This window comes from Acidovorax sp. SUPP2539 (assembly GCF_030158975.1).
GTDB lineage: Bacteria > Pseudomonadota > Gammaproteobacteria > Burkholderiales > Burkholderiaceae_C > Paracidovorax.
Genome location: NZ_BQXJ01000001.1, coordinates 819,267 through 845,987 on the forward strand (window position 1 = coordinate 819,267; position 26,721 = coordinate 845,987).

At 67.2% G+C, this 26,721-nt stretch carries 25 protein-coding genes; 18 read left to right on the plus strand and 7 right to left on the minus strand.

Annotated features, from left to right (window positions below; all coding sequences use genetic code 11):
- Positions 1–7: 7 nt before the first annotated feature.
- From AVTE2539_RS03665 to AVTE2539_RS03675, 3 genes are read left to right on the plus strand one after another with little or no spacing between them, the layout of a single operon-like run.
- Positions 8–1,087 carry an ABC transporter permease subunit gene (locus AVTE2539_RS03665; RefSeq protein WP_284408395.1) on the plus strand — a complete coding sequence of 360 codons (1,080 nt, stop codon included), beginning with the start codon at positions 8–10 and terminating at the stop codon, positions 1,085–1,087.
- Between the two features lie 19 nt (positions 1,088–1,106).
- Positions 1,107–1,889, plus strand: coding sequence for an ABC transporter ATP-binding protein (locus AVTE2539_RS03670; RefSeq protein WP_272548690.1), 783 nt, complete (start codon positions 1,107–1,109; stop codon positions 1,887–1,889).
- A 2-nt stretch (positions 1,890–1,891) separates the two neighbouring features.
- Positions 1,892–2,620 carry an ABC transporter ATP-binding protein gene (locus AVTE2539_RS03675; protein ID WP_272564618.1) on the plus strand — a complete coding sequence of 243 codons (729 nt, stop codon included), beginning with the start codon at positions 1,892–1,894 and terminating at the stop codon, positions 2,618–2,620.
- Positions 2,621–2,764: 144 nt separating this feature from the next.
- On the opposite strand, the gene AVTE2539_RS03680 is transcribed toward AVTE2539_RS03675, so the two are convergent.
- Positions 2,765–3,364 carry an outer membrane beta-barrel protein gene (locus tag AVTE2539_RS03680; RefSeq protein ID WP_284395121.1) on the minus strand — a complete coding sequence of 200 codons (600 nt, stop codon included), beginning with the start codon at positions 3,362–3,364 and terminating at the stop codon, positions 2,765–2,767.
- 291 nt (positions 3,365–3,655) lie between these two features.
- Between AVTE2539_RS03680 and AVTE2539_RS03685 the strand changes: the two genes are divergently transcribed.
- Together AVTE2539_RS03685 and AVTE2539_RS03690 are read left to right on the plus strand one after the other, a co-directional pair.
- Complete coding sequence (locus AVTE2539_RS03685; RefSeq protein ID WP_092740846.1) at positions 3,656–4,303, plus strand: DUF47 domain-containing protein; 648 nt, start codon at positions 3,656–3,658, stop codon at positions 4,301–4,303.
- Positions 4,304–4,339: 36 nt separating this feature from the next.
- Positions 4,340–5,350: an inorganic phosphate transporter gene (locus AVTE2539_RS03690; protein ID WP_272564616.1), complete on the plus strand. Its 1,011-nt coding sequence runs from the start codon at positions 4,340–4,342 to the stop codon at positions 5,348–5,350.
- An 88-nt stretch (positions 5,351–5,438) separates the two neighbouring features.
- Here the strand turns inward: AVTE2539_RS03690 and AVTE2539_RS03695 are convergent, their stop codons facing one another.
- Positions 5,439–5,885: a TM2 domain-containing protein gene (locus AVTE2539_RS03695; protein WP_284395115.1), complete on the minus strand. Its 447-nt coding sequence runs from the start codon at positions 5,883–5,885 to the stop codon at positions 5,439–5,441.
- Positions 5,886–5,895: 10 nt separating this feature from the next.
- Positions 5,896–6,417 carry a GNAT family N-acetyltransferase gene (locus AVTE2539_RS03700; protein WP_284408396.1) on the minus strand — a complete coding sequence of 174 codons (522 nt, stop codon included), beginning with the start codon at positions 6,415–6,417 and terminating at the stop codon, positions 5,896–5,898.
- A gap of 123 nt (positions 6,418–6,540) precedes the next feature.
- Here AVTE2539_RS03700 and rpsP point away from each other — a divergent pair, with 123 nt between their 5' ends.
- The 7 genes from rpsP to AVTE2539_RS03735 all read left to right on the plus strand — a co-directional run bounded on the left by rpsP (position 6,541) and on the right by AVTE2539_RS03735 (position 11,841).
- On the plus strand, positions 6,541–6,792 hold the full coding sequence (gene rpsP, locus AVTE2539_RS03705; protein ID WP_272564613.1) for a 30S ribosomal protein S16: 252 nt from the start codon (positions 6,541–6,543) through the stop codon (positions 6,790–6,792).
- An 86-nt stretch (positions 6,793–6,878) separates the two neighbouring features.
- Complete coding sequence (gene rimM, locus AVTE2539_RS03710; protein ID WP_284395110.1) at positions 6,879–7,451, plus strand: ribosome maturation factor RimM; 573 nt, start codon at positions 6,879–6,881, stop codon at positions 7,449–7,451.
- Between the two features lie 69 nt (positions 7,452–7,520).
- The gene (gene trmD / locus AVTE2539_RS03715) at positions 7,521–8,288 is read left to right on the plus strand and encodes a tRNA (guanosine(37)-N1)-methyltransferase TrmD (RefSeq protein ID WP_284408397.1); all 768 of its coding nucleotides are present in this window, start codon (positions 7,521–7,523) and stop codon (positions 8,286–8,288) included.
- Positions 8,289–8,400: 112 nt separating this feature from the next.
- The gene (gene rplS / locus AVTE2539_RS03720) at positions 8,401–8,787 is read left to right on the plus strand and encodes a 50S ribosomal protein L19 (RefSeq protein WP_272548681.1); all 387 of its coding nucleotides are present in this window, start codon (positions 8,401–8,403) and stop codon (positions 8,785–8,787) included.
- A 121-nt stretch (positions 8,788–8,908) separates the two neighbouring features.
- Complete coding sequence (locus AVTE2539_RS03725; RefSeq protein WP_284408398.1) at positions 8,909–9,607, plus strand: CoA pyrophosphatase; 699 nt, start codon at positions 8,909–8,911, stop codon at positions 9,605–9,607.
- Between the two features lie 66 nt (positions 9,608–9,673).
- Positions 9,674–10,651 (plus strand): CobD/CbiB family protein, encoded by a 978-nt coding sequence (locus AVTE2539_RS03730; RefSeq protein ID WP_284395104.1) that lies wholly within the window; start codon positions 9,674–9,676, stop codon positions 10,649–10,651.
- 104 nt (positions 10,652–10,755) lie between these two features.
- Positions 10,756–11,841: a hypothetical protein gene (locus AVTE2539_RS03735; RefSeq protein WP_284408399.1), complete on the plus strand. Its 1,086-nt coding sequence runs from the start codon at positions 10,756–10,758 to the stop codon at positions 11,839–11,841.
- A gap of 19 nt (positions 11,842–11,860) precedes the next feature.
- Here AVTE2539_RS03735 and rsgA read toward each other — a convergent pair whose 3' ends face one another.
- From rsgA to AVTE2539_RS03750, 3 genes are read right to left on the minus strand one after another with little or no spacing between them, the layout of a single operon-like run.
- Positions 11,861–12,835: a ribosome small subunit-dependent GTPase A gene (rsgA, locus tag AVTE2539_RS03740; RefSeq protein WP_284408400.1), complete on the minus strand. Its 975-nt coding sequence runs from the start codon at positions 12,833–12,835 to the stop codon at positions 11,861–11,863.
- A gap of 18 nt (positions 12,836–12,853) precedes the next feature.
- Positions 12,854–13,192, minus strand: a complete 339-nt coding sequence (locus tag AVTE2539_RS03745) for a 4a-hydroxytetrahydrobiopterin dehydratase (protein ID WP_284408401.1) — start codon at positions 13,190–13,192, stop codon at positions 12,854–12,856.
- Positions 13,189–14,508, minus strand: coding sequence for a M48 family metallopeptidase (locus AVTE2539_RS03750; RefSeq protein ID WP_284408402.1), 1,320 nt, complete (start codon positions 14,506–14,508; stop codon positions 13,189–13,191). Before AVTE2539_RS03750 ends, AVTE2539_RS03745 begins: the two co-directional genes overlap by 4 nt.
- 37 nt (positions 14,509–14,545) lie before the next feature.
- Here AVTE2539_RS03750 and orn point away from each other — a divergent pair, with 37 nt between their 5' ends.
- From orn to AVTE2539_RS03765, 3 genes are all read left to right on the plus strand, one after another.
- Positions 14,546–15,124 (plus strand): oligoribonuclease, encoded by a 579-nt coding sequence (orn, locus tag AVTE2539_RS03755; RefSeq protein ID WP_284405812.1) that lies wholly within the window; start codon positions 14,546–14,548, stop codon positions 15,122–15,124.
- Positions 15,125–15,451: 327 nt separating this feature from the next.
- Positions 15,452–17,380: a DEAD/DEAH box helicase gene (locus tag AVTE2539_RS03760; protein WP_284395092.1), complete on the plus strand. Its 1,929-nt coding sequence runs from the start codon at positions 15,452–15,454 to the stop codon at positions 17,378–17,380.
- A gap of 130 nt (positions 17,381–17,510) precedes the next feature.
- Entirely contained in the window at positions 17,511–18,983 is a 1,473-nt protein-coding gene (locus tag AVTE2539_RS03765; protein ID WP_284408403.1) for a sensor domain-containing diguanylate cyclase, read from the plus strand.
- Between the two features lie 44 nt (positions 18,984–19,027).
- Here the strand turns inward: AVTE2539_RS03765 and AVTE2539_RS03770 are convergent, their stop codons facing one another.
- Complete coding sequence (locus AVTE2539_RS03770) at positions 19,028–20,260, minus strand: multidrug effflux MFS transporter (RefSeq protein ID WP_284405815.1); 1,233 nt, start codon at positions 20,258–20,260, stop codon at positions 19,028–19,030.
- A gap of 231 nt (positions 20,261–20,491) precedes the next feature.
- On the opposite strand from AVTE2539_RS03770, the gene cobW reads away from it, so the two are divergent.
- The 3 genes from cobW to AVTE2539_RS03785 all read left to right on the plus strand — a co-directional run bounded on the left by cobW (position 20,492) and on the right by AVTE2539_RS03785 (position 26,687).
- On the plus strand, positions 20,492–21,541 hold the full coding sequence (gene cobW / locus AVTE2539_RS03775) for a cobalamin biosynthesis protein CobW (RefSeq protein WP_284405816.1): 1,050 nt from the start codon (positions 20,492–20,494) through the stop codon (positions 21,539–21,541).
- Positions 21,542–21,574: 33 nt separating this feature from the next.
- Positions 21,575–25,414, plus strand: coding sequence for a cobaltochelatase subunit CobN (gene cobN / locus AVTE2539_RS03780; protein ID WP_284408404.1), 3,840 nt, complete (start codon positions 21,575–21,577; stop codon positions 25,412–25,414).
- Positions 25,415–25,544: 130 nt separating this feature from the next.
- Entirely contained in the window at positions 25,545–26,687 is a 1,143-nt protein-coding gene (locus AVTE2539_RS03785) for a magnesium chelatase ATPase subunit I (protein ID WP_284408405.1), read from the plus strand.
- The last annotated feature ends 34 nt before the right edge of the window (positions 26,688–26,721 follow it).

Below are 26,721 nucleotides of genomic sequence, written 5' to 3' on the forward strand. Positions count from 1 at the left end.
CATTGTCATGAAGCAAAACAAAACCGCACAGTGGATCGTCGGCGGCATCGCGCTGCTGCTGCTTCCTTTCATGCTGCAGTACTTCGGCAACGCCTGGGTGCGCATCGCCGACCTGGCACTGCTCTATGTGCTGCTGGCCCTGGGCCTGAACATCGTGGTGGGCTACGCCGGCCTGCTGGACCTGGGTTACGTGGCGTTCTATGCCGTCGGGGCCTACCTGTTCGCGCTGATGGCATCGCCGCACCTTTCGGAAACCTTCGCGTCGTTCGCGGCCATTTTCCCCAACGGGCTGCACACGTCGCTGTGGCTGGTCATACCGCTCGCGGCGCTGGTGGCCGCGATCTTCGGGGCGGTGCTCGGGGCCCCCACGCTCAAGCTGCGCGGGGACTACCTGGCCATCGTGACGCTGGGCTTCGGCGAGATCATCCGCATCTTCCTGAACAACCTGGACCACCCCGTCAACCTGACCAACGGCCCCAAGGGCATCGGGCAGATCGATTCGGTGAAGGTCTTCGGGCTCGACCTGGGCAAGCGCCTGGAGGTGTTCGGGTTCGACATCTCGTCGGTCACGCTGTATTACTACCTGTTCCTGGTGCTGGTGGTGCTGAGCGTCATCATCTGCTATCGCCTGCAGGACTCGCGCATCGGCCGCGCCTGGATGGCCATTCGCGAAGACGAGATCGCCGCCAAGGCCATGGGCATCAACACCCGCAACATGAAGCTGCTGGCCTTCGGCATGGGCGCTTCGTTCGGCGGCGTGTCCGGCGCCATGTTCGGTGCCTTCCAGGGCTTCGTGTCGCCCGAATCGTTCAGCCTGATGGAGTCGGTCATGATCGTCGCCATGGTGGTGCTGGGCGGCATCGGCCACATCCCCGGCGTGATCCTGGGTGCCGTGCTCCTGTCGGCCCTGCCGGAAGTGCTGCGCTACGTGGCCGGTCCGCTGCAGGCCATGACGGACGGCCGCCTCGACTCCGCCATCCTGCGCCAGCTGCTGATCGCGCTGGCCATGATCATCATCATGCTGCTGCGTCCCCGCGGCCTGTGGCCCGCGCCCGACCATGGCAAGAGCCTGACGCAAAAGACCTGAACAGCACTGAAAGTTAGAAATGGCAGAGAAATCCAACGATGTGGTGCTGAAGGTCGCCGGCATTTCCAAGCGCTTCGGCGGCTTGCAAGCCCTGTCCGACGTCGGCATCACGATTGAACGGGGTCAGGTCTACGGCCTGATCGGTCCCAACGGCGCCGGCAAGACCACGTTCTTCAACGTGATCACCGGTCTTTACACGCCCGACAGCGGCAGCTTCGAGCTGGCAGGCAAGCCCTACCAGCCCACGGCCGTGCACGAAGTGGCCAAGGCGGGCATCGCCCGCACGTTCCAGAACATCCGCCTCTTCGCCGAAATGACGGCGCTGGAGAACGTGATGGTGGGGCGGCACATCCGCACCAAGTCGGGGCTGCTGGGCGCCGTGCTGCGCACCAAGGGCTTCAAGGAAGAAGAGGCCGCGATCGCCCGCCGGGCGCAGGAGTTGCTCGACTACGTGGGCATCGGCAAGTTCGCCGACTACAAGGCGCGCACCCTGAGCTACGGCGACCAGCGCCGCCTGGAGATCGCCCGCGCCCTGGCCACCGACCCGCAGCTGATCGCGCTCGACGAGCCGGCCGCCGGCATGAACGCGACCGAGAAGGTGCAGCTGCGCGAGCTGATCGACCGCATCCGCAACGACAACCGCACCATCTTGCTCATCGAGCACGACGTGAAGCTGGTGATGGGCCTGTGCGACCGCGTCACGGTGCTCGACTACGGCAAGCAGATCGCCGAAGGCACGCCTGCCACCGTGCAGAAGAACGAAAAAGTGATTGAGGCCTACCTGGGCACCGGAGGACATTGAGAATGGCCGAAAAATCCAACAACGTGTTGCTCAAGGTCTCGGGCCTGAAGGTGGCATACGGCGGTATCCAGGCCGTGAAGGGTGTGGACTTCGAGGTGCGCGAGGGAGAGCTGGTGTCGCTGATCGGCTCCAACGGCGCCGGCAAGACGACCACCATGAAGGCCATCACGGGCACGCTGCCGTTCGCCGATGGCGACATCGAGTACCTGGGCAAGAGCATCCGGGGGCAGGGCGCCTGGGACCTGGTGAAGAAGGGCCTCGTGATGGTGCCGGAAGGCCGAGGCGTGTTCGCGCGCATGACCATCACCGAGAACCTGCAGATGGGCGCCTACATCCGCAACGACAAGGCCGGCATCGCGGCCGACATCGAGAAGATGTTCACCATCTTCCCGCGCCTGCGCGAGCGCAAGGACCAACTGGCCGGCACCATGTCGGGTGGCGAACAGCAGATGCTGGCCATGGGCCGCGCGCTGATGAGCCAGCCCAAGGTGCTGCTGCTGGACGAGCCCTCCATGGGCCTGTCGCCCATCATGGTGGACAAGATCTTCGAGGTGGTGCGCGACGTGTACGCCCTGGGCGTGACCATCGTCCTGGTGGAGCAGAACGCCAGCCGCGCGCTGGCACTGGCCGACCGGGGCTACGTGATGGAGTCGGGCCTCATCACCATGACGGGCCCCGGCCAGCAGCTGCTGAGCGATCCGCGCGTGCGGGCGGCTTACCTGGGCGAGTGAGCCCCCTGCACCGCTGCCTCCATGCGCTGCCAGCCGGCGCATGAAGGCCGGCGTCTGGAATCGGGATGAATGCGCGTGAAGCGCACGAAAAAAGGGCCCTGCGAAGGGCCCTTTTCGTTGGGGGACGCGTGCGTACCCGCGCGCTCAGTAGCGGTACTGCACGCCCACCGTGGTCATGTCCACATCGGACTTGCCATCGGCGAAGTTCAGGCGGTGGCGCTCCCATTCGACCACGGCCGCCCACTGCGGGTTGAACGCCCAACGTACGCCGGCGCCATACGACAGTCCGAAGCCGTTGTCGTCGCCGGTCGTCACGCCAAAGCCGGGGTTGCCCGAGGTCTTGGTGCGGCCGTAGGTGGTACCGACCTTGCCGAACACGTCGAACTGCTCGCTGAGCGGCAGGCGGCCGACCAGGCTGAGGTTCAGGCCCTGCGCCTTGGTCTCGCCGCCCACGCGGGTGGCGTTGCCGAAGTTCAGGTAGCCGAACTCGATGCCGAAGTTCTGGTTGAAATAGCCGCCGGTGTAGATTTTCCAGGCGGTGTCGTTGTCGTCGAACGCGAAGCCGCCCGTGCCGCTGCGCAGATCGTATTTGGACTGGCCACCGCTCAGGCCGACGTAGCCTTGCTGCGTGCTGGGAATGAACGAGTCGCGGTTGGAGGCGCGATTGGCCGTCTGCGCGTGGGCGGTGACGGCACCGAACGCAAGCGCGAGAACGCACGGAAGAACGCGAAGCGTGTGTTTCATGGGGAAATCCTTTGGCATGGCGATGAAAGAGGCGGTTGCGTCTGAGCGTCTGAAAGAGGGCGGATCAAAGACTGCCGATTCAATGTAAGCCGCGCCTCGCCAGGGTCATGTGGGCAGCGCGGCGCGATGTTTGTAGGAGTTGCCTGACACGCCCGCCGCCGCCCGTCGGCACACGATGGGCCGCAGTGCATGCAAACGGCGCGGTTAAACTCGCGCCTTTCGCAAAAGTGTCATCGTCCTGTCACATCCGTGGCGACCGTGGGCGATGGGTCCGTCTGTTCAGGAGTCCGCATGTTTTTTGGAAAGCTGTTGCCCCGCGAGGGCAATTTTTTCGAGATGTTCAATCAGCATGCTGACCGCATCGTCGAGGCCGCCCGCGCTTTTTCGCAGTTGGTGGCCAACTACAACGATCCCCACCTGCGCGACAAGTACAACCAGGACGTGGACAACGCCGAGCGCGCCGCCGACCGTGTGACCCACGAGGTCAACCGCTCGCTGCACAAGACCTTCATCACCCCCATCGACCGCGAGCAGATCCATTCGCTCATCAACACGATGGACGATGTGGCCGATCTGATCCAGGACTCGGCCGAAACCATGGCGCTGTACGACGTGCGCCACATGACCGAAGAGATCACCCGCCTGACCGACATCAGCCTCAAGTGCTGTGAACGCGTGCGCGACGCCGTCAAGCTGCTGGAGAAGATCGCCGATCCGGCCGTGGCCGAGGCCGCGCTCAAGACCTGCGAGGAAATCGACCGCCTGGAGGGCGACGCCGACCGCGTGATGCGCAGCGCCATGAGCAAACTGTTCCGCGAAGAGCCCGACGTGCGCGAGGTGCTCAAGCTCAAGGCGATCTACGAACTGCTCGAGACGATCACCGACAAGTGCGAAGACGTGGCGAACCACATCGAGGGCATCATCCTCGAGAACTCCTGATCCCGGCCTGCCAGAAGAAATACACGCTCTCTACGCATGGAAACCGTCCAAACCGCCCTGTGGGTCGTGATGCTGCTGGTGGCGCTGGCCATCCTGTTCGACTTCATGAACGGGTTTCACGACGCCGCCAACTCGATTGCCACCGTGGTCTCCACCGGGGTGCTCAAGCCGACCCAGGCCGTCCTCTTCGCCGCGTTCTTCAACGTCATCGCCATCTTCATCTTCCACCTGAGCGTGGCCGCCACCATCGGCAAGGGCATCGTGCAGCCCGGCGTGGTGGACACGCACGTGATCTTCGGGGCCCTGGTGGGCGCCATCACCTGGAACGTCATCACCTGGTACTACGGCATTCCGAGCAGCTCGTCGCATGCGCTGATCGGCGGCATCGTGGGCGCGGTCATCGCCAAGGCGGGCGCGGGGGCGCTGATCTCGGCCGGCATCCTGAAGACGGTGGCGTTCATCTTCGTCTCGCCGCTGCTCGGCTTTCTGCTGGGCTCGCTGATGATGGTGGCGGTGGCGTGGATCTTCCGCCGCGCGCGTCCGAACAAGGTGGACAAGTGGTTCCGCCGGCTGCAGCTGCTGTCCGCGGGTGCATACAGCCTGGGCCATGGCGGCAACGATGCGCAAAAGACCATCGGCATCATCTGGCTGCTGCTGATCGCCACGGGCTACGCGTCGGCATCCGACGCCTCGCCGCCCACCTGGACCATCGTGTCGTGCTACCTGGCCATCGGGCTGGGCACCATGTTCGGCGGCTGGCGCATCGTCAAGACCATGGGCCAGAGAATCACCAAGCTCAAGCCCGTGGGCGGCTTTTGTGCCGAGACGGGCGGGGCGATGACGCTGTTCGTCGCCACGGCGCTGGGCATTCCGGTGTCGACCACCCACACCATCACGGGCGCCATCGTGGGCGTGGGCTCCACCCAGCGCGCCAGCGCCGTGCGCTGGGGCGTGGCGGGCAACATCGTCTGGGCGTGGATCCTGACGATTCCGGCCAGCGCGTTCGTGGCGGCCATCGCCTACTGGGTCAGCCTGCAGCTCTACTGATCGCGATCCAGGGGTGGTTTGCTATTGTTTTAATAGCTACCGCCGCATGATTTTCTAAGGCGTTGGGCATATTTGGTGCCCAATGCCGTCACTGGGAGATCTTGCGGGCCTCTTCGATCTGGTATTCGAAGTAGCGCTGGAAGCTGAAGGCCAGGCTGGCCATCAGCACCGCGGTGCCCACCAGGAGCGACAGGGCGATGGCGAAGATCGTGAACCAGTGCGTGCGACCCGGAGCGGCGTCCGGTGCCGCGGCCGGGTTGAAGCGGGCGTTCCATTGCTCGGGCGTCATCAGTCCATAGAGGATGGCGCGCAGCGCGCAGCCCGCGATGGTGAAGCCCAGCAGCGGGATGAGCAGCCAACTGGCGTGGTCGTCCTGCCCCATCGCCTGCACGCGCTGGATGCCGTAGATGCCCAGCGCCGTGGGAATGGGCAGGAGCCAGCCCAGCATGTCCGACAGGCCGTGCAGATAGAAGCGGTGCAGCCCCAGGGGCCCTCCGACGAAGGCCAGCCATGCGGCGACGGTCTTGTTTTTCATGGCAAGGCGTTCATTCCGGCGACGTGGTGTCGCCCGCGCCCAGGGTCTTTTCCATCAGCACGATGTCGCGCCAGGCGCCGAACTTCCAGCCCACCGAGCGCATCACGCCGATCTCGGTGAAGCCGGCAGCGCGGTGTACCCCGATGGAGCCGGCATTGGCGGAATCGCCGATCACCGCGAGCAGCTTGCGAACCCCCGCCGCCTCCGCCTGCTGCGCCAGCACATCGAGCAGCTTGCGGCCCAACCCCATGTCCCGGGCGGTGTCGGCGACATAGATGGAGTCTTCCGCCGAGAAGCGGTAGGCCGGGCGGGGCTTGAACCAGTTGGCGTAGGCGAAGCCGAGAACCTGGCCATCCTTTTCCGCCACGATGTAGGGCAGGCCCCGGGCCAGCACGTCGGCGCGGCGGGTGGCCATGTCGGTTTCGGTCGGTGGGTCCACCTCGAAGGTGCCGGTGCCGTGCAGGACGTGGTGTTGGTAAATGGCGGTGATGGCAGCGATATCTTCGCTGCGGCTGTCGCGGATGGTGGGCATGTGGGGTGAAGTGGCTATAATCGCGGGCTTTGCAGCGTGTCGCTGGCCGGGTGGCCATGTCGCGTGTCTCAACGCAGCAAAAAACCATGCAGCTTTACGCTGCGACCACCCGAAGGATTCATTATGGTCGTTATTCGACTCTCCCGCGGCGGCTCCAAAGGTCGTCCGTTTTTCAACATCGTCGTGGCCGACAAGCGTGTGCGCCGCGATGGCCGATTCATCGAGCGCCTGGGTTTCTACAACCCCACGGCCAAGGAAAGCGAAGAAGGTCTGCGCATTGCGCAAGACCGTCTGACCTACTGGAAGAGCGTCGGCGCCCAGTCGTCGCCCACCGTGGACCGTCTGATCAAGCAGGCCGCCAAGAAGGCTGCCTGATCCGCGTCCTCCGGACAAAAGGCGGGTTCCGTTGGTTTTTCTGACGGGCCCCGCCTTTTTTCATTTCCGAAACCCCGTTGCACACCATGCCCAATCTGCCCGTTCTTGAGCCTGCCGAATTGCCGTCCGATGCGGTGGAGATCGGCCGCATTGCCGATGCCTGGGGTGTGAAGGGCTGGTTCAAGGTGCTGCCTTACAGCGCCGATCCGGAAGCGCTGTTTTCCTCCAAGCGCTGGTTTCTTCAGCCCAGCGAAAAAGGCGCCAAGAGCTTCTTCGAAGGCACGGTGGTGCTGGCGGTGAAGCAGGCGCGAGAACATTCCGATACGGTGGTCGCCACCGCCCAGGGCGTGGATGATCGCGATGCGGCCGAGGCGCTGCGCGGCGCGCGCATCTTCGTGCCCCGCTCGAGCTTTCCGACCGCCGCCGAGGACGAGTACTACTGGGTCGACCTGATCGGCCTGGCGGTCGTCAACCGCGAGGGCGTGGACCTCGGCACGGTGCGCGAGTTGCTCTCCACCGGCCCGCAGACCACGCTGGTGCTGGCTTACGAACACGAGGGCAAGGCGCAGGAGCGCATGATTCCCTTCGTCTCGGCCTTCGTCGACAAGGTGGAGCTGGCCGAGCGCCGCATCACGGTCGATTGGCAACCCGACTACTGATGGATCGACCGACCGATTGAAGGACGGGCCGCGTCGCCATTCCTTCGGCGGCCCTGGCCCCCTCTGCCCATGCGTTTCGACGTCATCACCCTGTTTCCCGAGCTGTTCGCGCCGTTTCTGGCCAGCGGGGTGACGCGGCGCGCGTATGCGTCGGGCCAGGTCGAGGTGCGGCTGTGGAACCCGCGCGATCACGCCGAAGGCAACTACCGCCGGGTGGACGATCGGCCCTTTGGGGGCGGCCCCGGCATGGTGATGATGGCCGAGCCCTTGTCGCGGTGCCTGGCGGCCATTCGGGCCGACCGGGCCGAGGCGGCGGGGCAGGCAGCCCCGGTGGTGCTGTTTTCGCCGACCGGGCAGGTGCTCGATCACGCGGGCGTGACCCGCTGGTCCGGCAGTGCGGGCGCCATTTTGCTGTGCGGGCGGTATGAGGGCATCGACCAGCGCTTCATCGACGCGCATGTGCAGATGCAGCTCAGCCTGGGCGATTTCGTTCTGTCGGGTGGCGAGATCCCGGCCATGGCCCTGCTGGATGCCGTCGCACGCCTGCAGCCGGGCGTGCTGAACGATGAGGGGAGCCACCAGTTCGACAGCTTCAACGAGGCGCTCGACGGCTTGCTCGACTGCCCCCACTACACCCGGCCCGAAGAGTGGAACGGCCTGCGGGTTCCTGCGCCGCTGCTCTCTGGCCACCATGTGCAGATCGAGCGCTGGCGCCGGGATCAGCGCCTGTCGATCACCGCGCAGCACCGTCCCGAGCTCATCGACGCGGCGCGCGCGCGCGGGCTTTTGGGCAAGGCGGACGAGGCCGTTTTGGCAAAGAACGGCAACTTGCTATAATCGCGGGCTTTTCGATCCTCTGGCCGGCCGCTTTCGCCTTTGCTGCGAAAGCACCCCACGTCAATCCCGACGCTTGCCAATCTTGGCGCGGACATGATCGTTGGATGCAAACATGAATCTGATCCAGACTCTCGAGCAGGAAGAAATCGCCCGCTTGAACAAGACCATTCCCGAATTCGCCCCTGGCGACACGGTCATCGTGAGTGTGAACGTGGTGGAAGGTACCCGCAAGCGCGTGCAGGCCTACGAAGGCGTGGTGATTGCCAAGCGCAATCGCGGCCTGAATAGCGGCTTCACGGTGCGCAAGATCTCCAGCGGCGAAGGCGTGGAGCGTACGTTCCAGACTTACAGCCCGCTGATCGCCAACATCGAAGTCAAGCGCCGTGGCGATGTGCGCCGTGCCAAGCTGTACTACCTGCGTGAACGCAGCGGCAAGTCGGCACGTATCAAGGAAAAGCTGCCTTCGCGTGTCAAGGCCGCGCCGGTCGCAGCCGCATAAGGCGCCTTGCGCACTGCCCCGAAGCCGCTACAGCGCAAGCCGTAGCGGCTTTTTCTTTGGCCGCTTGGCCGACCAGGCCCACTCCATGACGCCGCCAGATTCTTCGTCCCCTTCACCTTCCATGCCTTCGGTGATCGCTCCGCTGTCCTCGCTGCCGCAGTTCGACCCGCGTCGCGTGCCCGTACTGGGGGTGGACGCCCATCTCCCCCGCGTTCCCGCTGCGGCGCAAACGGCGCAAGCGCTGCGGCTGCGCTTCGCCTCGGCGCCGGCGTGGGTGCCAGAGGTCGTGCATGAGCGTGCCTTCACCGACCGGCCGCTGCGCCATGCCGCCGTGCTGATCCCGATCGTGATGCGCGAACGCGCGACGGTGCTGCTCACCGAGCGCACCGTGCACCTGTCCACGCACTCCGGCCAGGTGGCCTTTCCCGGCGGCAGCGCCGACCCGGAAGATGCCAACCCTGCCGCCACGGCGCTGCGCGAGGCCTGGGAGGAGGTCGGCCTGGAGGGGCGGTATGTGGAGGTGCTGGGGGAACTGGCCACGTACAGGACGGGCACCGGGTTCAGCATCACCCCGGTGGTCGCTCTGGTGGAGCCCGATTGCACGCTGAATCCCAATGCCTACGAAGTGGCGGACGTGTTCGAGGTCCCGCTGGACTACCTGCTCGATCCGTCGCACCACCGGCGCCATGCGTTCGAATGGGAAGGGGTCACCCGCGAATGGTTTTCCATGCCCTATGAGGATGCCGCCGGCAAGACGCACTTCATCTGGGGCGCGACAGCGGGCATGCTGCGCAATTTCTACCGTTTCATGCTGGCCTGACATCGGGCGATCTTTCCGGTGGCGATGACGGCTGGGCACCGAACCGGGCCGCTATCATTGCCCACCATGAGTTTCTTTGCCATCCTGTTCGCGTTGCTGATCGAGCAGGCACGCCCGCTGGCGCGCAGCAACCCCATCCATGCGGGCGTTCGCGCCTGGGCGCTGTCGATCAGCCGCAACTTCGATGCGGGCAAGGCCCACCACGGGTGGGTGGCATGGGCGCTCGCCGTGCTGGTGCCTTCGCTCGCGGTGCTGGCGGTGCACTGGCTGCTGTTCTACGGCGTGGGCTGGCCGGCGGCGGTGGTCTGGAATGTCGCGGTGCTTTACGTCACCCTCGGGTTCCGGCAGTTCAGCCACCATTTCACCAATATCCGAGATGCGCTGGAAGAGCGCGACGAAGACAGCGCGCGGGCCCGGCTCGCGGCCTGGCAGCAGGTGGACGTGGGCCAACTGCCCCGCAGCGAGATCGTGCGGCACGTGGTCGAGTATTCCGTCATCGCCGCGCACCGCCACGTGTTCGGCGTGCTCGCCTGTTTTTCGGTGCTGGCCGCATTGGGGCTGGGGCCGACCGGTGCGGTGCTTTACCGGCTGGCTGAATTCGTCTCGCGCTACTGGAAGGCCGGCAGCCCGCATCCGGCCAGCGCATCGTTGCAGCGCGCCTCGGCGCGGTCCTGGACCGTGATCGACTGGTTGCCTGCCCGCCTGACGGCCCTCAGCTTCGCCGTGGTGGGCAGTTTCGAAGAGGCTATCGATGGCTGGCGCTTCCATGCGCAGCGCTTTCCCAACGACAACGATGGCGTCGTGCTGGCGGCCACGTCCGGCGCCATCAACGTGCGCCTGGGCGGTGAGGCTTTGCGGGCGCGGGTGGACCCGCTCTCGCCCGCCGGCTTCGATGGTGACATCGAGGCCGCAAGCAGCGACGTCACGCCGGGGCGGGAGCCCGAAGTGGGGCATTTGCGCAGCGTGGTCGGCCTGGTCTGGCGCTCGGTCGTGGTATGGATGCTGCTGCTCGCCCTGCTGACCCTGGCCCGGTTGCTGGGCTGAGCCGGGCTTCTTTTTGAAGTTTTGCGGCGAAGTCGCTCCGCCTTTGACGCGGCCTTGTTCGTTACCGATGCCCTGCCCCCGAGCAGGTGCCACCAGGACTGTCCATGAACCGATCTGAATCCCCCTCCCGCGAGCCTTCCACGCAGGAGATGTCCGCCGCCGCGGACCGCTTCTGGGCTGCGGTCCTGGGCGAACAGGCCGATTTGCAGGGCCTGGAGTCCGTTCCGTTCATGGAGCGCCTCAATGCCCTGCTGGAGCCTTGCGTTCCCGGGGTCACGGTGGAGGTGGCCGGCGCGGGCAAGGAGGGGCCCGTGGAAGGCCTGGCCCGGCTGGTTTTTACGGCCCATGGGAGTGCCGAACGGTTTGCCGATGTGCAGGCGTTGACCGCACAGGCACCGGCGCAGTTGCCATGGCGGGTGGAGGCCTTCCGCCAGCGGATGCCCGGCGGCTTCGGCATGCGCATGGATGGATTCGACCTGGCCACCCATGAGCTGCTGGTGCGCGTGGGCCAGATCGATGGACGCATCGCATTGGCGCTTTCGTTTTCCAAGCCCGTGCCCATGGACCTGCAGGACCATGCCCGCCACATGGCGTTCATCTTGCTCGACCATATGCTGGGCGAGTACGATTTTTCGGTGAAGGTCGGGGTGGTGGAATTCGACACCGATGGGCTCAGCGACGACGCGGGCTTCGAGGACTGGGAGCCCGCGTCGCTCGATGACAGCGTTTCGCGCATCGACACCTTCTGGCGTGAGACCCTGGGCCGCTCGGCGGTCTATCCGCCCGAGCCGGTGCGCTGGGCCGCGCTGGAGGGGCGGGATGCCCAGGGCGATCCCATCATGGTGCAGGTCAATCTGAGCGCCAATGCCTTGGTGTCCCGCGCGGATTTCGGCTGGCGCGTGCAGGCCAGCCTGCCGGCGCAGGACAAGTCCGCGCTGCAGCAGGCGCAGGATTTCGAGGACGCCTGGGTCAATGCGGCCACCATGTACCAGCAAGGCATCTGCAGCCACATCGTGCTGCGCGGTGGCACCCGCACGGTGCATTGCTATGTGACCAGCGCCGACCACGCCCTGGAGGCCGCGCGGCGCGCTGCCGAAGCGGTGCCGGGCATGGACCCCCCCGTGCTGGAGGCCGAGCACGAGCCGGCCTGGAGCGACTATCTGGGGTGGTACGTCGAGTGCCGGGACTGAGCGCCGCCGTTCCGTCCCATCACCAATGCCGGTGCTCGCTCAGCTCGGCAAACAGGTTGCTATAAATCTGATAGCGATTCGCGCTGATGGAATCTGCGCCGGTGCGTGATTCGCCTTGCAATCCGTCCACCTGCGCCATGACCGCGCAGCCGGGCTCGTGCAAGTGCGTGCAGTTGTAGAACTTGCATCCCTGGGCATGCAGGCCGATGTCGGGCATGTAGCGCGGCAGATCGGCCGGTCCGATGTGGTGCAGGCCGAACTCCTGGAAGCCCGGCGAGTCGATCAGGGCGGTGCGGCGTTCGGCATCTACCCAGTACCAGGTCGTGGTGGTGGTGGTGTGCTTGCCGGAGTTGAGCGCTTGGGAGATCTCGCCTGTGAGCGCCGTGGCGCCCGGCACCAGCAGGTTGATGAGCGTGCTCTTGCCCGAGCCCGACGGGCCGAGCACCAGCGTGGTCTTGCCCGACAGGCGCTCCATCAGTGCGGCCTTGTCCACCTCGCCCGATTCGGACAGCGACAGCGGCATCACGCCATAGTGGTGGCCGTCCGCCGCGCTACCGCCCATGTGGCGGTAGGGCAGCAGCCGCTCCCACGCCCGCGCGAAGGGCTCGACCAGGTCGCTTTTGTTCAACGCGATGATCGGCGTGATGCGCTCTGCTTCCGCAGCGATCAGCGCACGGGCCAGCTGGCTCTCCGAGAACACGGGTTCGGCGGCGATCAGGATCAGCACCTGGTCCAGGTTGGCGGCGAAGGACTTGGTGCGGATTTCGTCCTGCCGGTAGAACAGGTTGCGGCGCTCCTTGACCTTCTCGATGGTGCCTTCGTCTCCCTGGCCGGCTGGCGCGGCCTGCCAAAGGACGTGATCGCCCACCACGGCCTGGCTCTTTTTCCCGCGGGGATGGCAAATGCGGCACTGGCCGTCGGGCGACTCGACCAGGCAATGGCGGCCGTGGCTGGCCACCACGATGCCGTCGAACAGGGCGCTGCGCTCAGCCATGGCGGGGAAGGGGTGTGGTCATGCGGCGAGCAGGCCATCGAAGCGCGATGCGCATTCGATGTCGGTCGCCGAGATGCCATTCACGTCGTGCGTATTCAGTCGCACCACGCAGCGGTTGTAGTGCACCGACAGGTCCGGGTGATGGTCCTGCGCGTTGGCGACGAAGGCCACGGCGTTCACGAACGAGATGGTCTCGTAGTAGTTGGTGAAGCGGTAGGTCTTTTCGATGGCCACATCTGCGCCGTCGCCGGTCAGTTTCCAGCCGTCGAGGTCGGCCAGCTTGGCGACGATTTCCGTCGCCGTCAAAGCACGTCGCGTCTGCGTGGACCAGTCTTTTTTCTTGAGCATCGAAGTCATGGTGTCGGGGCCAGGTTGGGCATGCGCGCCAGCCGTTCGGTGGCCGGCGGATGCGAGTAATAGAACTTCACGTACACCGGATCGGGCGTGAGGGTGGAGGCATTGTCTTCGTAAAGTTTCAGCAGGGCCGTGGCGAGGTCGCTGCCGTTGGTCTGGGCCACGGCATAAGCATCGGCCTCGAACTCGTGGCGGCGCGACAGCTGCGCAAACAACGGGGAAATGAAGAAGGTGAACACCGGCACCGCCAGCAAAAACAACAGCAGCGCCAGGGCATCGTTGGGCGCAGAGCCGGCCACGCCTTCCAGCGACAGGTTGGGCAGCACGCCCAGCCCCGTGTAGAACCAGCCCTGCGTGGAAAGCCAGCCCAGCAGCGCAAAGCCCGCGAGGCTCAGCGCGAAAAGGCTCACGATGCGCTTGACGATGTGGCGGTGCTTGAAATGCCCCAGCTCATGGGCCAGCACCGCCTCGACTTCGCCAGGGGACAGCTGGCGCAGCAGGGTGTCGTAGAACACCACGCGTTTGGCTGCGCCGAACCCCGTGAAATAGGCGTTGGCATGGGCGCTGCGGCGGCTGCCGTCCATCACGAAAAGCCCTTTGGTTGCAAAGCCGCAACGCTGCATGAGGGCCGTGACGCGGGCCTTGAGGGATTCGTCTTCCAGCGGCTGAAATTTATTGAACAGCGGCGCGATGAAGATCGGATACACCACCATGAGCAGCAGGTTGAACCCCATCCACGCGCCCCAGGCCCAAAGCCACCACAGGGGGCCGGCCGCGCCCATGAGCCACAGGATCAGTGCCGCGATGGGCAGGCCGATGGCCGCGCCCATCAAGGTGGACTTGGCCAGGTCTGCCAGCCACAGGCGCACCGTCATCTGGTTGAAGCCAAAGCGTTGCTCGATCACGAAGGTCTGGTAGAGCGTGGCGGGCAGGTCGATCAACCCGCTGATGGCCGCGAAGGCCGCCAGCAGCGCCAATTGCTGCACCATGCCGCCACCCAGTGCATCGAGCAGGAACTGGTTCAGTGCATCCAGTCCGCCCAGCAGGGTCCAGCCCAGCAGCACCGCGGCGCCCAGTGCCATCTCCAGCAGGCCGAAGCGGGCCTTGGTGATGGTGTAGTCGGCCGCTTTCTGGTGGGCTGTGAGTGGTATGCGGTTGGCGAACGCGGCAGGCACGGCGTCGCGGTGCCGGGCCACATGGCGGATCTGGCGCGATGCCAGCCAGAACCGGAGTGCGAGCCCCGCCACCAGAAAGGCGGCGAACAGCAGGGTGAGAAGGGTGGAGGGCGCGAGCAGCGCGGAAGGGGCAGGGGTGGGCATGTCCGGCGAGTTTAGGCCATCGGCGACAATGCCGGCCATGTCCGATATCGCCAACCCCACTGTGCCTGTGCTACCCAAATCCGACCAGAACCTCGTCTGGCTCGACTGCGAAATGACCGGTTTGAACCCGGAAACCGACCGCCTGCTGGAGATCGCCGTCGTGGTCACGGGACCGACCCTCAGCCCTCGTGTGGAGGGCCCCGTGTTCGCCATTCACCAGTCGGATGCGCTGCTCAACGGAATGGACGCATGGAACAAGGGCACGCACGGCCGCAGCGGCCTGATCGACAAGGTGCGCGCATCCACGGTGACCGAAGCCGAGGCAGAGCAACAGATCATCGAATTCCTCTCGCGCTATGTGCCGAAGGGCACGGCGCCCATGTGCGGCAACAGCATCGGGCAGGACCGCCGTTTTCTGGTCCGGTACATGCCGCGGCTGGAAACGTTTTTCCACTACCGCAACCTGGATGTCAGCACCCTCAAAGAACTGGCCAAGCGCTGGAAGCCCGAGGCCTACACCACCTTCAAGAAGGCGCAGCGGCACACCGCCCTGGCGGATGTGCACGAGTCGATCGACGAACTCGCTCACTACCGCACCCACCTGCTGGCGCTGTGAGCGCTGGGGGCGCTCATTGCGGGGCTGCAACGCACGCGGATCGTTCGATTCGGGCAGGGCGGCTCTAACGCGTTATTTAACCGATTGCATTGCGGGAAAACCCCAGCCGTGCAATAATCGCCGGCTGCGCGGAAATATCGCGCAGTTTGTGCATCTCCCTTCACACACTGGGCCTGCGGCCTGCTGAACCCTTCAGCCTGGATCCCGCGCTAATGCCCACCTGCCCAGCAACATGCTGGCGCTGGTTTCGTTTGATGGTTGATGTTTTTTAACCATTGACGAAGCCTCCGCAGGCCACGCCTGCGGCCGTCTTCGTGTGAGAAAAATATGACCGACACTTTGCAAGTGCAGGGCGAATTCGCGCCTGCTGAATCTTCCATGGCCGTTGAAACGCTGGAATCGTCCGCGATCGAAACCGGCGAATCCATCGAATCCACTGAATCCGCCGCCGTGGCGGAAGACGCGGCACCCGCGCTGCCCAACGGCTTCGTGCGTCTGGGCCTGGCCCCCGAACTGGTGCAGGCCGTGGCCGACCTGGGCTACACCCAGCCCACCGGTGTTCAGGAGCGTGCCATTCCCCTGGCCATGGGTTCGGGCGATGAGTCCAGCCAGTTCATCGACCTGATGGTTTCGAGCCAGACCGGCAGCGGCAAGACCGCCGCGTTCCTGCTGCCCGTGCTGCACACGCTGATCCGCCAGCAGGCCGAAGCCGATGCGGCCGCCCGCGACGAGTTCGACCGTTCCGTTGCCGAAGCCCTGGCCCGTGGCGAGCCGGCCCCCAAGCGCAAGCGCAAGGACCCGACCAATCCCCGCAATTTCAAGGCTGCCGCCCCTGGCGCCCTGATCCTGTGCCCCACCCGCGAACTGGCCCAGCAAGTGGCCCATGACGCCATCGAACTGGTCAAGCATTGCCGCGGCCTGCGCGTGGCCAATGTGGTGGGCGGCATTCCGTACCAACTGCAGATCGCCAAGCTGCAGAACGCCAACCTCGTGGTGGCCACGCCCGGCCGCCTGCTGGATCTGCAACGCTCGATGCAGATCAAGCTCGACCAGGTGCAGTTCCTGGTGGTGGACGAAGCCGACCGCATGCTCGACCTCGGCTTCTCGGACGATCTGGCCGAACTGAACCAGCTGACCGCCCAGCGCCAGCAGACCATGATGTTCAGTGCCACGTTCGCACCGCGCATCCAGCAACTGGCCATGCGTGTGATGCACGACAACGGCGCTTCGGTGAAGAAGATCCAGATCGACTCCCCGCAGGAAAAGCACGCCAACATCAAGCAGGTGCTGTTCTGGGCCGACAACGCCCAGCACAAGCGCAAGCTGCTGGACCACTGGCTGCGTGACACGACGATCAACCAGGCCATCGTGTTCGCCAGCACGCAAGTCGAATGCGACGGCTTGGCCAACGATCTGCAGCAGGAAGGCTTCTCGGCCGTGGCGCTGCATGGCGCCCTGAGCCAGGGCCTTCGCAACCGCCGCCTGATGGCGCTGCGCAGCGGCCAGGTGCAGGTGCTGGTGGCCACCGACGTCGCTGCCCGCGGCATCGACGTGCCCACGATTACGCACGTGTTCAACTACGGCCTGCCGATGAAGGCTGAGGATTACACCCACCGCATCGGCCGCACCGGCCGTGCAGGCCGTGATGGCCTGGCGGTGACGTTCGCCGAGTTCCGCGATCGCCGCAAGATCTTCGACATCGAAGGCTACAGCAAGCAGCAGTTCAAGTCGGAAGTGGTGCCTGGCCTGGAGCCGCAGCAACGCGCGCCGCAGGCCCGTCCCGAGTTCGGTGGCCGTGGCCGCCAGGGTGGCTACGAGAGCCGTGACGGCTTCTCGCGCGATCGCAAGCCGGCCGGCGCAGGCCGTGGCGGTTTCGGTGGCGGCTTTGCGGGCAACGACCGCAGCGGTTTCGGTGGCCGTGGTGCTCCCGCTCCCCGTGCTGCTGGTGGCGGCTACCAAGGTGCTGGCGGCCATGCCGCTCCGCGCGATGACCGCGGCTTCGGCGGTGGTGCCCGCCGCGATGGCGATGGCTATGGCCGCAAGCCCGGCTTCGGCGACGCAGCCCGTGGCAATGGCTTCGGTGGTGGCCGCAACGAAGGCGGCGCTCCGCGCGGCGACTTCGCTCCGCGTGGTGATTTTGCCCCCCGTGGCGAGTTCGCTCCCCGCAAGCCGGCGTTCGCGAAGCCCGGAGCCGGCGGCGGCAAGCCTTTCGTGCCGCACGATGCACGCAAGCGCCCTGCACGCCCTGCCCGCTGATCGGCGCGCGGACTGCCGCTGACTGCAAAAGCCAACCCTTCGGGGTTGGCTTTTTTTATGGGCGGACCACACGATGGAACGGTACGGTCGGCGTCTGCCCGACAATCGTCCGCTTGATTGGAGGTTCCCGATGCCGTCTTCTTTGCCCTCGTCCTCGGACGCGGACTTCGAACACATGTTCGACCTTGCGCCCGTGTCGCTCTGGCTGGAGGACTACAGCGCGCTCAAGCAACTCTTTGCCCGCTGGCGCAGCGAAGGGGTGCAAGACATCGCCGAGCACGTCCGAAACGACCCCTCCTGCCTGCGGCAGTACAGCCATTGCCTCAAGGTCATCAAGGTGAACCAGCGGACGCTGGAGCTGTTCGCCGCGCCGGACCAGGCCACGCTGGAGGCCTCTCTCGGACAGGTGTTTCGCGACGACATGCACGAGCAGGCCTTGCCCGAGATCCTGCAGCTGTGGTCCGGGGCGACCGAGTTTTCCAACCAGGCGGTCAACTACACGCTCGATGGCCGCCGGCTCGACGTGCAGATCCGCGGACGCATCCTGCCCGGGCATGAGGACGACTGGAGCCGCGTGCTGGTGTCCCTGGAGGACAACACCGCGCAGCACCAGGCAAGCCGTGCCCTGAAGGAGAGCGAACTGTATGCGCGCGGTCTCTTCGAGAATTCGCCGGTGTCGCTGTGGGTGGAGGACTTCAGCGCGGTCAAGCGGCTGCTGGATGACGTGCGTTCGCAGGGCATCCGCGATTTCAAGACCTTCCTCAAGGTGCACCCCGAGTTCGTGGTGCGGTGCATGCACGAAATCCGCGTGATCGACGTCAATCAGGAAACCCTGTCGATGTTCGGGGCCGACTCCAAGGAGATGCTGCTGCACCAGATCGGCAAGGTGTTCCGCGGGGAAATGCAGGAGTCCTTTGCGGAACAGTTGCTGGACCTGTGGGACGGCAGGCTTTTCCAGCAGCGCGAGGTGGTGAACTACTCCCTCTCCGGCGATGCCGTGAACATCCATATGCAATTCGCCATCCTGCCCGAGCATGCGCACGACTGGAGCATGGTGCTGCTTTCGCTGGTGGACATCACCGCGCGCAAGAAGGCGGAGGCGTACCTGGAATACCTGGGCAAGCACGACGTGCTGACCCAGCTGCGCAACCGGGCCTTCTATGTCGAGGAACTGAACCGGCTCACGCGCAAGGGCCCCTGGCCGGTGGCCGTTCTCGTGATCGACATGAACGGCCTGAAGTCGATCAACGACGAAGAAGGCCATGCGGCCGGCGACGCCATGCTGCGCCGCGTGGGCGAGGTGCTGGCCAAGGCCGTGGATGCGCCGGCATGCGCCGCGCGCATCGGCGGCGACGAGTTCACCGTGCTGATGCCCGCCACCGACGAACGCGGTGCGCATTCCCTCATGGAACGCATCAGCTCGCTGCTGGACCTGAACAACCAGTTCTACCCCGGCCGGCCGCTGAGCCTATCCATGGGAACGTCGAGTGCCTCGTCGGGCGACCAGCTGGAGGCCGCGGTGAACCGGGCGGACCAGGCCATGTACGCCGAGAAGATGCGCTACTACCAGGCCCGCGAGACGGATCGCCGCCGGGGCAACTGAGCCGGCGGCTCGCGCTGCGTCCGGCGGGGCATGCCCGTTCCGGGTCAGCCCGCCGATGCCGTGCGGCCGACGTCCGGCCAACGGTGATGCAGGTAAACCCAGGCACCCAGGCCCACGCACATCATTCCCAGTGAGGCACCGGCCAGCCACAGCGTGGAATGCATGACCAGCGGCGCGACGACCCCCGCCACCAGGCCGTTGGCGGACGACCCCACGAAGGCCTGCAGCGACGAGGCCATGCCGCGCCGCTCCGGATGCAGGTCCAGCACCAGCAGGGTGACCACGGGCACCATGAGCGCCCAGCCGAACGCAAACACAGCGATGGGCAGCAACGCCCAGGACACGTGCGCCTTGAACAGCCAGTTCGCCAGCAGGTTCAGGATGGACATGGAGAACATGATCAGAAAGCCGTGGCGGATCTGCCGCTTGGGCGCGATTCGCCCTGCCAGCCGCCCGCTGAGCCAGGCGCCGCCCATGATGCCCGAGATCGTCAGCACGAAGAACCAGAAGAAATGCGTGGGAGCCAGCCCCAGGTGGTCGCCCAGGAAGGCCGGCGCGGCCAGCACGTACAGGAACATGCCGTTGAACGGCACACCGCTGGCCAGTGCCAACAGCAGGAAGCGGGGGCTCGAGCCCAGCTCCCAGTAGCCCCGCAGCAAGTGCCGCGCATTGAAAGGCTGGCGCTGCTCGGCATGCAGCGTTTCCGGCAGCAGGCGGTAGTTGGCCAGCCAGAGCGTCGCGCCGACGCCGGTCAGGAACCAGAACACGCTGTGCCACCCCGCGTGCACGAACAGCCACCCGCCGATGATGGGTGCGATGGCCGGTGCCACACCGAAATAGATGGTGACCTGGCTCATCACCTGCTGCGCCTGGGCGGGCGGGAACATGTCGCGGATCACCGCGCGCGACACCACTATGCCCGCGCCCGCCGAAAGGCCTTGCAGCGCGCGGAAGATGACCAGCTGGCCGATGCTCTCCGACAGGGCGCAGCCGGCCGACGCCAGGGTGAACACGGCAATGCCCCACAGCACCACGGGCCTGCGCCCGAAGCTGTCCGACAGCGCCCCGTGGAACAGCGTCATGAAGGCGAAGCCGAACAGGTAGGCCGACAGCGTCTGCTGCATCTCCACCGGCGATGCGCCCAGCGCGGCGGCGATCCCCGAGAACGCGGGGATGTAGGTGTCGATCGAAAATGGGCCCAGCATGCCCAGCAGCGCCAGCAGGACGGCCAGGGCCCAGCGCGGTGCGCGCCAGATGTTGTGGGCTTCAGGGTTCATGGATTCGGTGTGGAGCAGGGGACGGGCGAAAGGGCCGTGCCGCCGTGGGGTGGGAGCGCGGTCCGCATGCCTGTCAGCACGCCCCGTCGCCGCAGGGCACAGGGTCACGATTATGGTGCAGGCTCCACTTTGGGAGGTGTGCAGGCCGCGCCGCCTGTCCCGCGGGAGACGGCTCGGCGGGTTCCCGGATAATTCCGCAGTCACGCCGTCTGCGGCACCGAAAGAACCGATATGCAAACGTCCAAGATTCCCGCCACCATCGTCACCGGCTTCCTGGGCAGCGGCAAGACCACGCTGCTGCGCCACATCCTCGACAACGCCGACGGCCGCCGCATCGCGGTGATCGTCAACGAGTTCGGCGAACTCGGCATCGACGGCGAGATCCTCAAGGGCTGCGGCATCGGCTGCGACGACGCGGGCAACGAGCGCGAAGGCGCGCTCTACGAACTGGCCAACGGTTGCATGTGCTGCACGGTGCAGGAAGAGTTTTTCCCGGTGATGAAGCTGCTGGCCGAGCGGCGCGACCAGATTGATGCGGTGCTCATCGAGACCTCGGGCCTGGCCCTTCCCAAGCCGCTGGTGCAGGCCTTCCAGTGGCCGGAGATCGCCAACGTGTTCACTGTGGATGCGGTGGTGACGGTGGTGGACACGCCGGCCGCCGCCAGCGGCCAGTTCGCCGCCAACCCGCAGGCCGTGGACGCCCTGCGCCGCGCGGACCCCAACCTCGACCACGAATCGCCGCTGCATGAATTGTTCGAGGACCAGCTCTCCGCCGCGGACCTGGTCGTGCTCAACAAGACCGACCTGGTGGACGCCGATGCGTTGGCCCGCGTGCAGGCGCTGGTGCGCGAGGAGATCCCCTCGTCCGTGAAGGTGGTGCAGTCCGAGCAGGGCCGCCTGCCGCTGGATGTGCTGCTGGGCCTGTCCAAGGCGTCCGAGGCCTCCATCGACCAGCGCCAGAGCCACCATGACCACGAAGAAGACCACGACCACGACGAGTTCGACGCGCACGTGATCGATCTGCCGGCCGTGGACCGCGACCGCCTGTTGACCGCCTTGGCGGGCCTCGTGGAGCAGCACGCCATCCTGCGCGTGAAGGGCTTCGCCGCCATTCCGGGCAAGCCCATGCGCTGGCTGCTGCAGGGCGTGGGCCGGCGCCTGGATCACCACTTCGACCGCGCATGGCGCGAGGGCGAGGACCGCCGCACGCGGCTGGTGTTCATCGGCCAGGCGCTGGATGCCACCGCGCTGCGGGCCGGGCTCGACGGCGTGGCCGCCTGATGCGGGCGCGATAGTCCGGCCCGGCCCGCCCGCATGCACCTGCTGAGCACCCGCCCGGGCGGCTTCGTCGAGGACGAGACCGTCATCACCCGCCTGGACCAGAGCCCGGCGGACATCGTCGTGCTCAGTTCGGCCGACACCACGCTCTCGCTGCTTTCGGCCGCCTGTGCCGAACTGGCGCGCACGCAGCCGGGCTTTCCCTCGGTGCGGGTGGCCAACCTGCTGTACTTGCGCCAGCCCGCGTCGCTGGACCTGTACCTGGACGAGGTGCTGCGCCACGCGCGCGTGGTGATCGTGGACCACCTGGGTTCCGAATCGGCCTGGCCCTACGGCATCCAGCAGATCGGCGCGCTCGCGCGCCGGCAGGGGCAGCGACTGGCCATGTTCTCGGGCGACCTGCAGGAAGACCCGCACCTGGTGGAGCGCAGCACGCTGCCCCCTTCGGTGTGCCATGGGCTGTGGCAGTACCTGCGCGCCGGCGGCGCGGGCAATGCGATGCAGTTCCTGCGCGCGGTGGCCTTCCACGGGCTGGACCATGGCGATGCGCCGCTGCCGCCGCGCAGCCTGCCGCAGGCCGCCGTGCATGTGCCGCCGGCGCTGGGCGTGGCGCGTCCGGCGGGGCACACCGTGCCCGGCATCGACGATTTGCGCGCGGCCTGGGTGCCGGGCGCGCCGGTGGTGGCGCTGGTGTTCTACCGCTCGCACCTCATGGCGGGCAATACCGCTGCGTTCGACGCGCTGGCGCTGGCGCTGGCCGGCCAGGGGCTCAATCCCTTGCCGGTGGCGCTCGATTCGCTCAAGGACCCGCTGTGCCTGTCCACCCTGCAGGACCTGTGCCGCCAGCATGCGGTGCAGCTCGTGCTGAACACCACGGCCTTCGCGGCGCTGGAGGAGGGGGCCGCGCTCGCGGGCGATGCACCGGTGCTGCAGGTGATCGCCAGCGGCGGAAACCGCGAGGACTGGTGGGCGGACAGCCAGGGCCTGCGCCCGCGCGACATCGCCATGCAGGTGGTGCTGCCCGAGATGGACGGGCGCATCGTCACGCGCGCCATCAGCTTCAAGGGGCTGTCGCACCGCTGCGCCTTCACGCAGGCCGACGTGGTGGCCTACCAGCCCGAGCCCGACCGGGTGGCGTTCGTCGCTGCACTGGCCCAGCGCTGGTGCCGGCTGCGGGGCCTTCCCAACCCGGACAAACGGCTGGCGCTGGTGCTGGCCAACTACCCCGGCAGCGAGGGGCGCCTGGGCAGCGGCGTGGGCCTGGACACGCCCGCGTCGGTGATCGGCATCCTGCAGCGCCTGCGCGCCGAGGGTTACGCCCTGGGCGATGCCGTGGCCGTGCCGGCCGATGGCGACGTGCTCATGCGCGTGCTGCAGCAGGGCATTGCGAACGATCCCACGCAGTGGCCGCTGCGTCCCGCCTGGCAGAGCTACGCCCTGGCCGACTATCGCGCGCGGCTGGACGCGTTGCCGGAGGGCATGGCGCAAGCCATCCACGACCGCTGGGGCCCGCCCGAGGCCGACCCGCTGCTGCGCCAGGGCCGCTTCATGATCGCGGGCCTGCGGCAGGGGAATGTGTTCATTGGCATCCAGCCGGCGCGCGCCAATGCGGCGGCGCCAGGGCAGAACACTGCCGGTGCGCAGGACTACGCAAGCTACCACGATGCCGAGCTGGTGCCGCCGCACGGCTACCTGGCCTTTTACTTCTGGCTGCGCGACGTGTTCGCCATCGACGCGGTGGTGCACGTGGGCAAGCACGGCAACCTCGAATGGCTGCCGGGCAAGAGCCTGGCGCTGTCGCAGGCGTGCTGGCCTGATGCGATCCTGGGGCCGCTGCCCCACCTGTACCCTTTCATCGTGAACGACCCGGGCGAGGGCGCGCAGGCCAAGCGCCGCAGCCAGGCGGTCATCATCGACCACCTCATGCCACCGCTCACCCGCGCCGAAAACCACGGCCCGCTGCAGGACCTAGAGCGCCTGGTGGACGAGTACTACGACGCGCTGCTGGTGGATGCGCGCCGCGCCACGCTGCTGCGCCGGCAGATCCTGGATGCGGTGCGACGCCAGCACCTGCTCGAGGAGCTGGACCTGGCCGCACCGGCCGGCGGCGCGCCGGACGACGATGCCATCCTCGCGCGCATCGACGCCTACCTGTGCGAGCTGAAGGAAACGCAGATCCGCGACGGCCTGCATGTCTTCGGCGCCTCGCCGACGGGTCGCCAGCGGCGCGACACGCTGCTGGCGCTGGCCCGCTACCCAGCTGGCGACGGGCAGGGCGCTCAGGCGGGGCTGCTGCAGGCCCTGGCCGACGACCTGTTGCCCGGCGATCCCTTCGACCCGCTGCAGATCGAGGCGGCGCAGCCCTGGCAGGGACCGCGGCCCCAAGCGTTGCAGGCAGTGGACGCCAGCCCCTGGCGGCACCACGGCGACACGCGCGAGCGGCTGGAGCTGCTCGCCCAGCAACTGCTGGAGGACGGCGCGCCGGCCGCAGCCTGGCCGCGCACGCAGGCCGTGTTAGCGCGGGTGCAGGGCACGCTGGCGCCCGCGCTGGACGCGTGCGGTGACCAAGAACTGGGGCAGCTGCTGCGCGGCCTGCGCGGGCTGTTCGTGCCGCCGGGCCCGAGCGGCTCGCCGTCGCGCGGCCGGCCCGACGTGCTGCCCACGGGGCGCAACTTCTACACCCTGGACACGCGCGCCATTCCCACCCGCACCGCCTGGGAGCTGGGCCAACAGTCCGCCCAGCGCATCCTGGAGCGCTACCTGCAGGAGCACGGCGAGTACCCGCGCACGCTGGGCCTGTCGGTCTGGGGCACGGCCACCATGCGCACGGGCGGCGACGACATCGCCCAGGCCTTCGCGCTGATCGGCGTGCGGCCCCGCTGGGCGGCGGGCAGCCAGCGCGTGGTCGATTTCGAGGTGGTGCCGCGCGTGGGGCTGGGCCGCCCGCGCATCGACGTCACCCTGCGCATCTCCGGCTTTTTCCGCGATGCCTTCCCCGGCACGGTCCAGATGTTCGATGCGGCCGTGCAGGCCGTGGCGGCGCTGGAGGCCGAGGACGCCGAGGAAAACCCCATCCGCGCCCGCATCCTCGAAGAATGCGCCGCGCTGCAGCAGCGGGGCGTGGATGCGGCCGCTGCACGCCGCCAGGCCGGCTGGCGCGTGTTCGGCGCACCGCCCGGCCACTACGGCTCGGGCCTGAACGGCCTGTTCCAGACCGGCGACTGGCAGGACGACGGCGATCTGGCCCGCGCCTACGTGGGCTGGAGCGCCCATGCCTACGGGCAGGACGCCGCGGGCGAGCCCGCGGGCGATGCGCTCGCGCGCCGGCTGCAGGGCCTGGACGTGGTGGCGCAGAATCAGGACAGCCGCGAACACGACCTGCTCGACTCCAGCGACTACTACCAGTTCCAGGGTGGCATGGCCGCCGCCGTGCGTCACCTGTCGGGCCGGCAGCCTGCCCTGTACCACGGCGACCACGCCAACCCGCAGGCGCCCCGCATCCGCACCCTGAAAGAAGAGATCGGCCGGGTGGTGCGTGCGCGCGTCACCAACCCCAAGTGGATCGACGGCGCCAAGCGCCACGGCTACAAGGGCGCCTTCGAAATGGCAGCCACGGTGGACTACCTGTTCGGCTTCGATGCCACCACGCGCCAGGTGAGCGACCACCACTACGCGCTGGTGGCCGATGCCTATGTGCTGGACGCTGGCACGCGCGACTTCGTGCGCACCCACAATCCCGCCGCCTTGCGCGACATGCTCGAGCGCCTTTTGGAGGCCATGCAGCGCGGTCTGTGGCAGGCGCCGGGCGACTACCGTCAGGCGTTGCAAGACCTGCTGCTGGAGCACGAGCAAGCGCAGGAGGGCACCCGCGGATGACACCCCACGCACCCCGATCTGCACAACAGGCCGCAACACGGCCCACAACACCGCCCCTGGCAGCCGGACCGCATCGACCGCATGGCCAAGGCCGCGATCGACGCTGACATCGCCTTCCCCACCCCTCAGCATGCAAGACGCCACTCCTTCACTGCCCGCGCTTTTTCCCTTCGCCGCCGTTGCCGGCCAGCCGCAACTGCGCCAGGCGCTGCTGCTCGCCGCCATCGATCCGCAACTGGGGGGCGTGCTGATCGAAGGCCCGCGCGGCACGGCCAAATCGACCGCCGCGCGTGCCCTGGCCGAGCTGATCGAAGGCGCGCCCTTCGTCACGCTGCCGCTGGGCGCATCGCTGGAACACCTGGCCGGCACGCTGGATCTGGAGCAGGCCATGGCCGGCAACGCGGTGCGCTTTGCGCCGGGGCTGCTGGCGCGCGCACACGGCGGCGTGCTCTACGTGGACGAGATCAACCTGCTGCCCGATGCGCTGGTCGACGTGCTGCTGGACGCGGCCGCCAGCGGCGTCAACGTGGTGGAGCGCGACGGCATCTCGCACCGCCACGCGGCGCGCTTCGTGCTCGTGGGCACCATGAATCCGGAAGAGGGCCAGTTGCGCCCGCAGCTACTGGACCGGCTGGGCCTTTGCGTGCGCCTGGCGAACGTGGTGGAGCCGGCCGAGCGCCAAGCCATCGTGCGCTCGCGCCTGGCGTTCGACATGGACCCGGAAGGCTTTCGCGCGCGCTTTGCCGACGCCCAGGCCGACCTGTCGCAGCGCCTGCGCGCGGCGCGCGAGCGCATCGCCCAGCCCGGCGCGTTGCCGTGGCCGGATGCGGTGCTGGCCGATGTCGGCGAGCGCTGCATCGCCGCCCGCGTGGACGGGCTGCGCGCGGACATCGTGATGCTGCGCGCCGCCCGCGCGTTGGCCGCGTGGGAGGGCGCCTCTGCCGTGGAGGCCTGCCATGTGGCGCCGGTCGCGGAGCTGGTGCTCGCGCACCGCCGCCACGTGGATGCCGGGGCGCCGCCACCGCCCCTGCCGGCCCCGGGGCCGAGCGCGGAGAAGCCCCCGGGTACACAGCGGGAGGGCCGCCCGAGCGAAAGTGCCACACCAGGCGATGGGAGCGAGGGAGATGGCCCTGCCGACAGCGGCGGCGCCCTTTCCACCGGGGCTGCGGACTGGGGCGCCTTGCCCCCCGAGCCCGTGGGCACCCAGGCCTTCAAACCCGTGCGGCCGCTGGTGCCGCGCGGCGGGCAGGACAGCGCACCAAAAAAAGCCTGAGCCCCCGCCCCGGGCGTGCCGCGGCGCGCCAGGG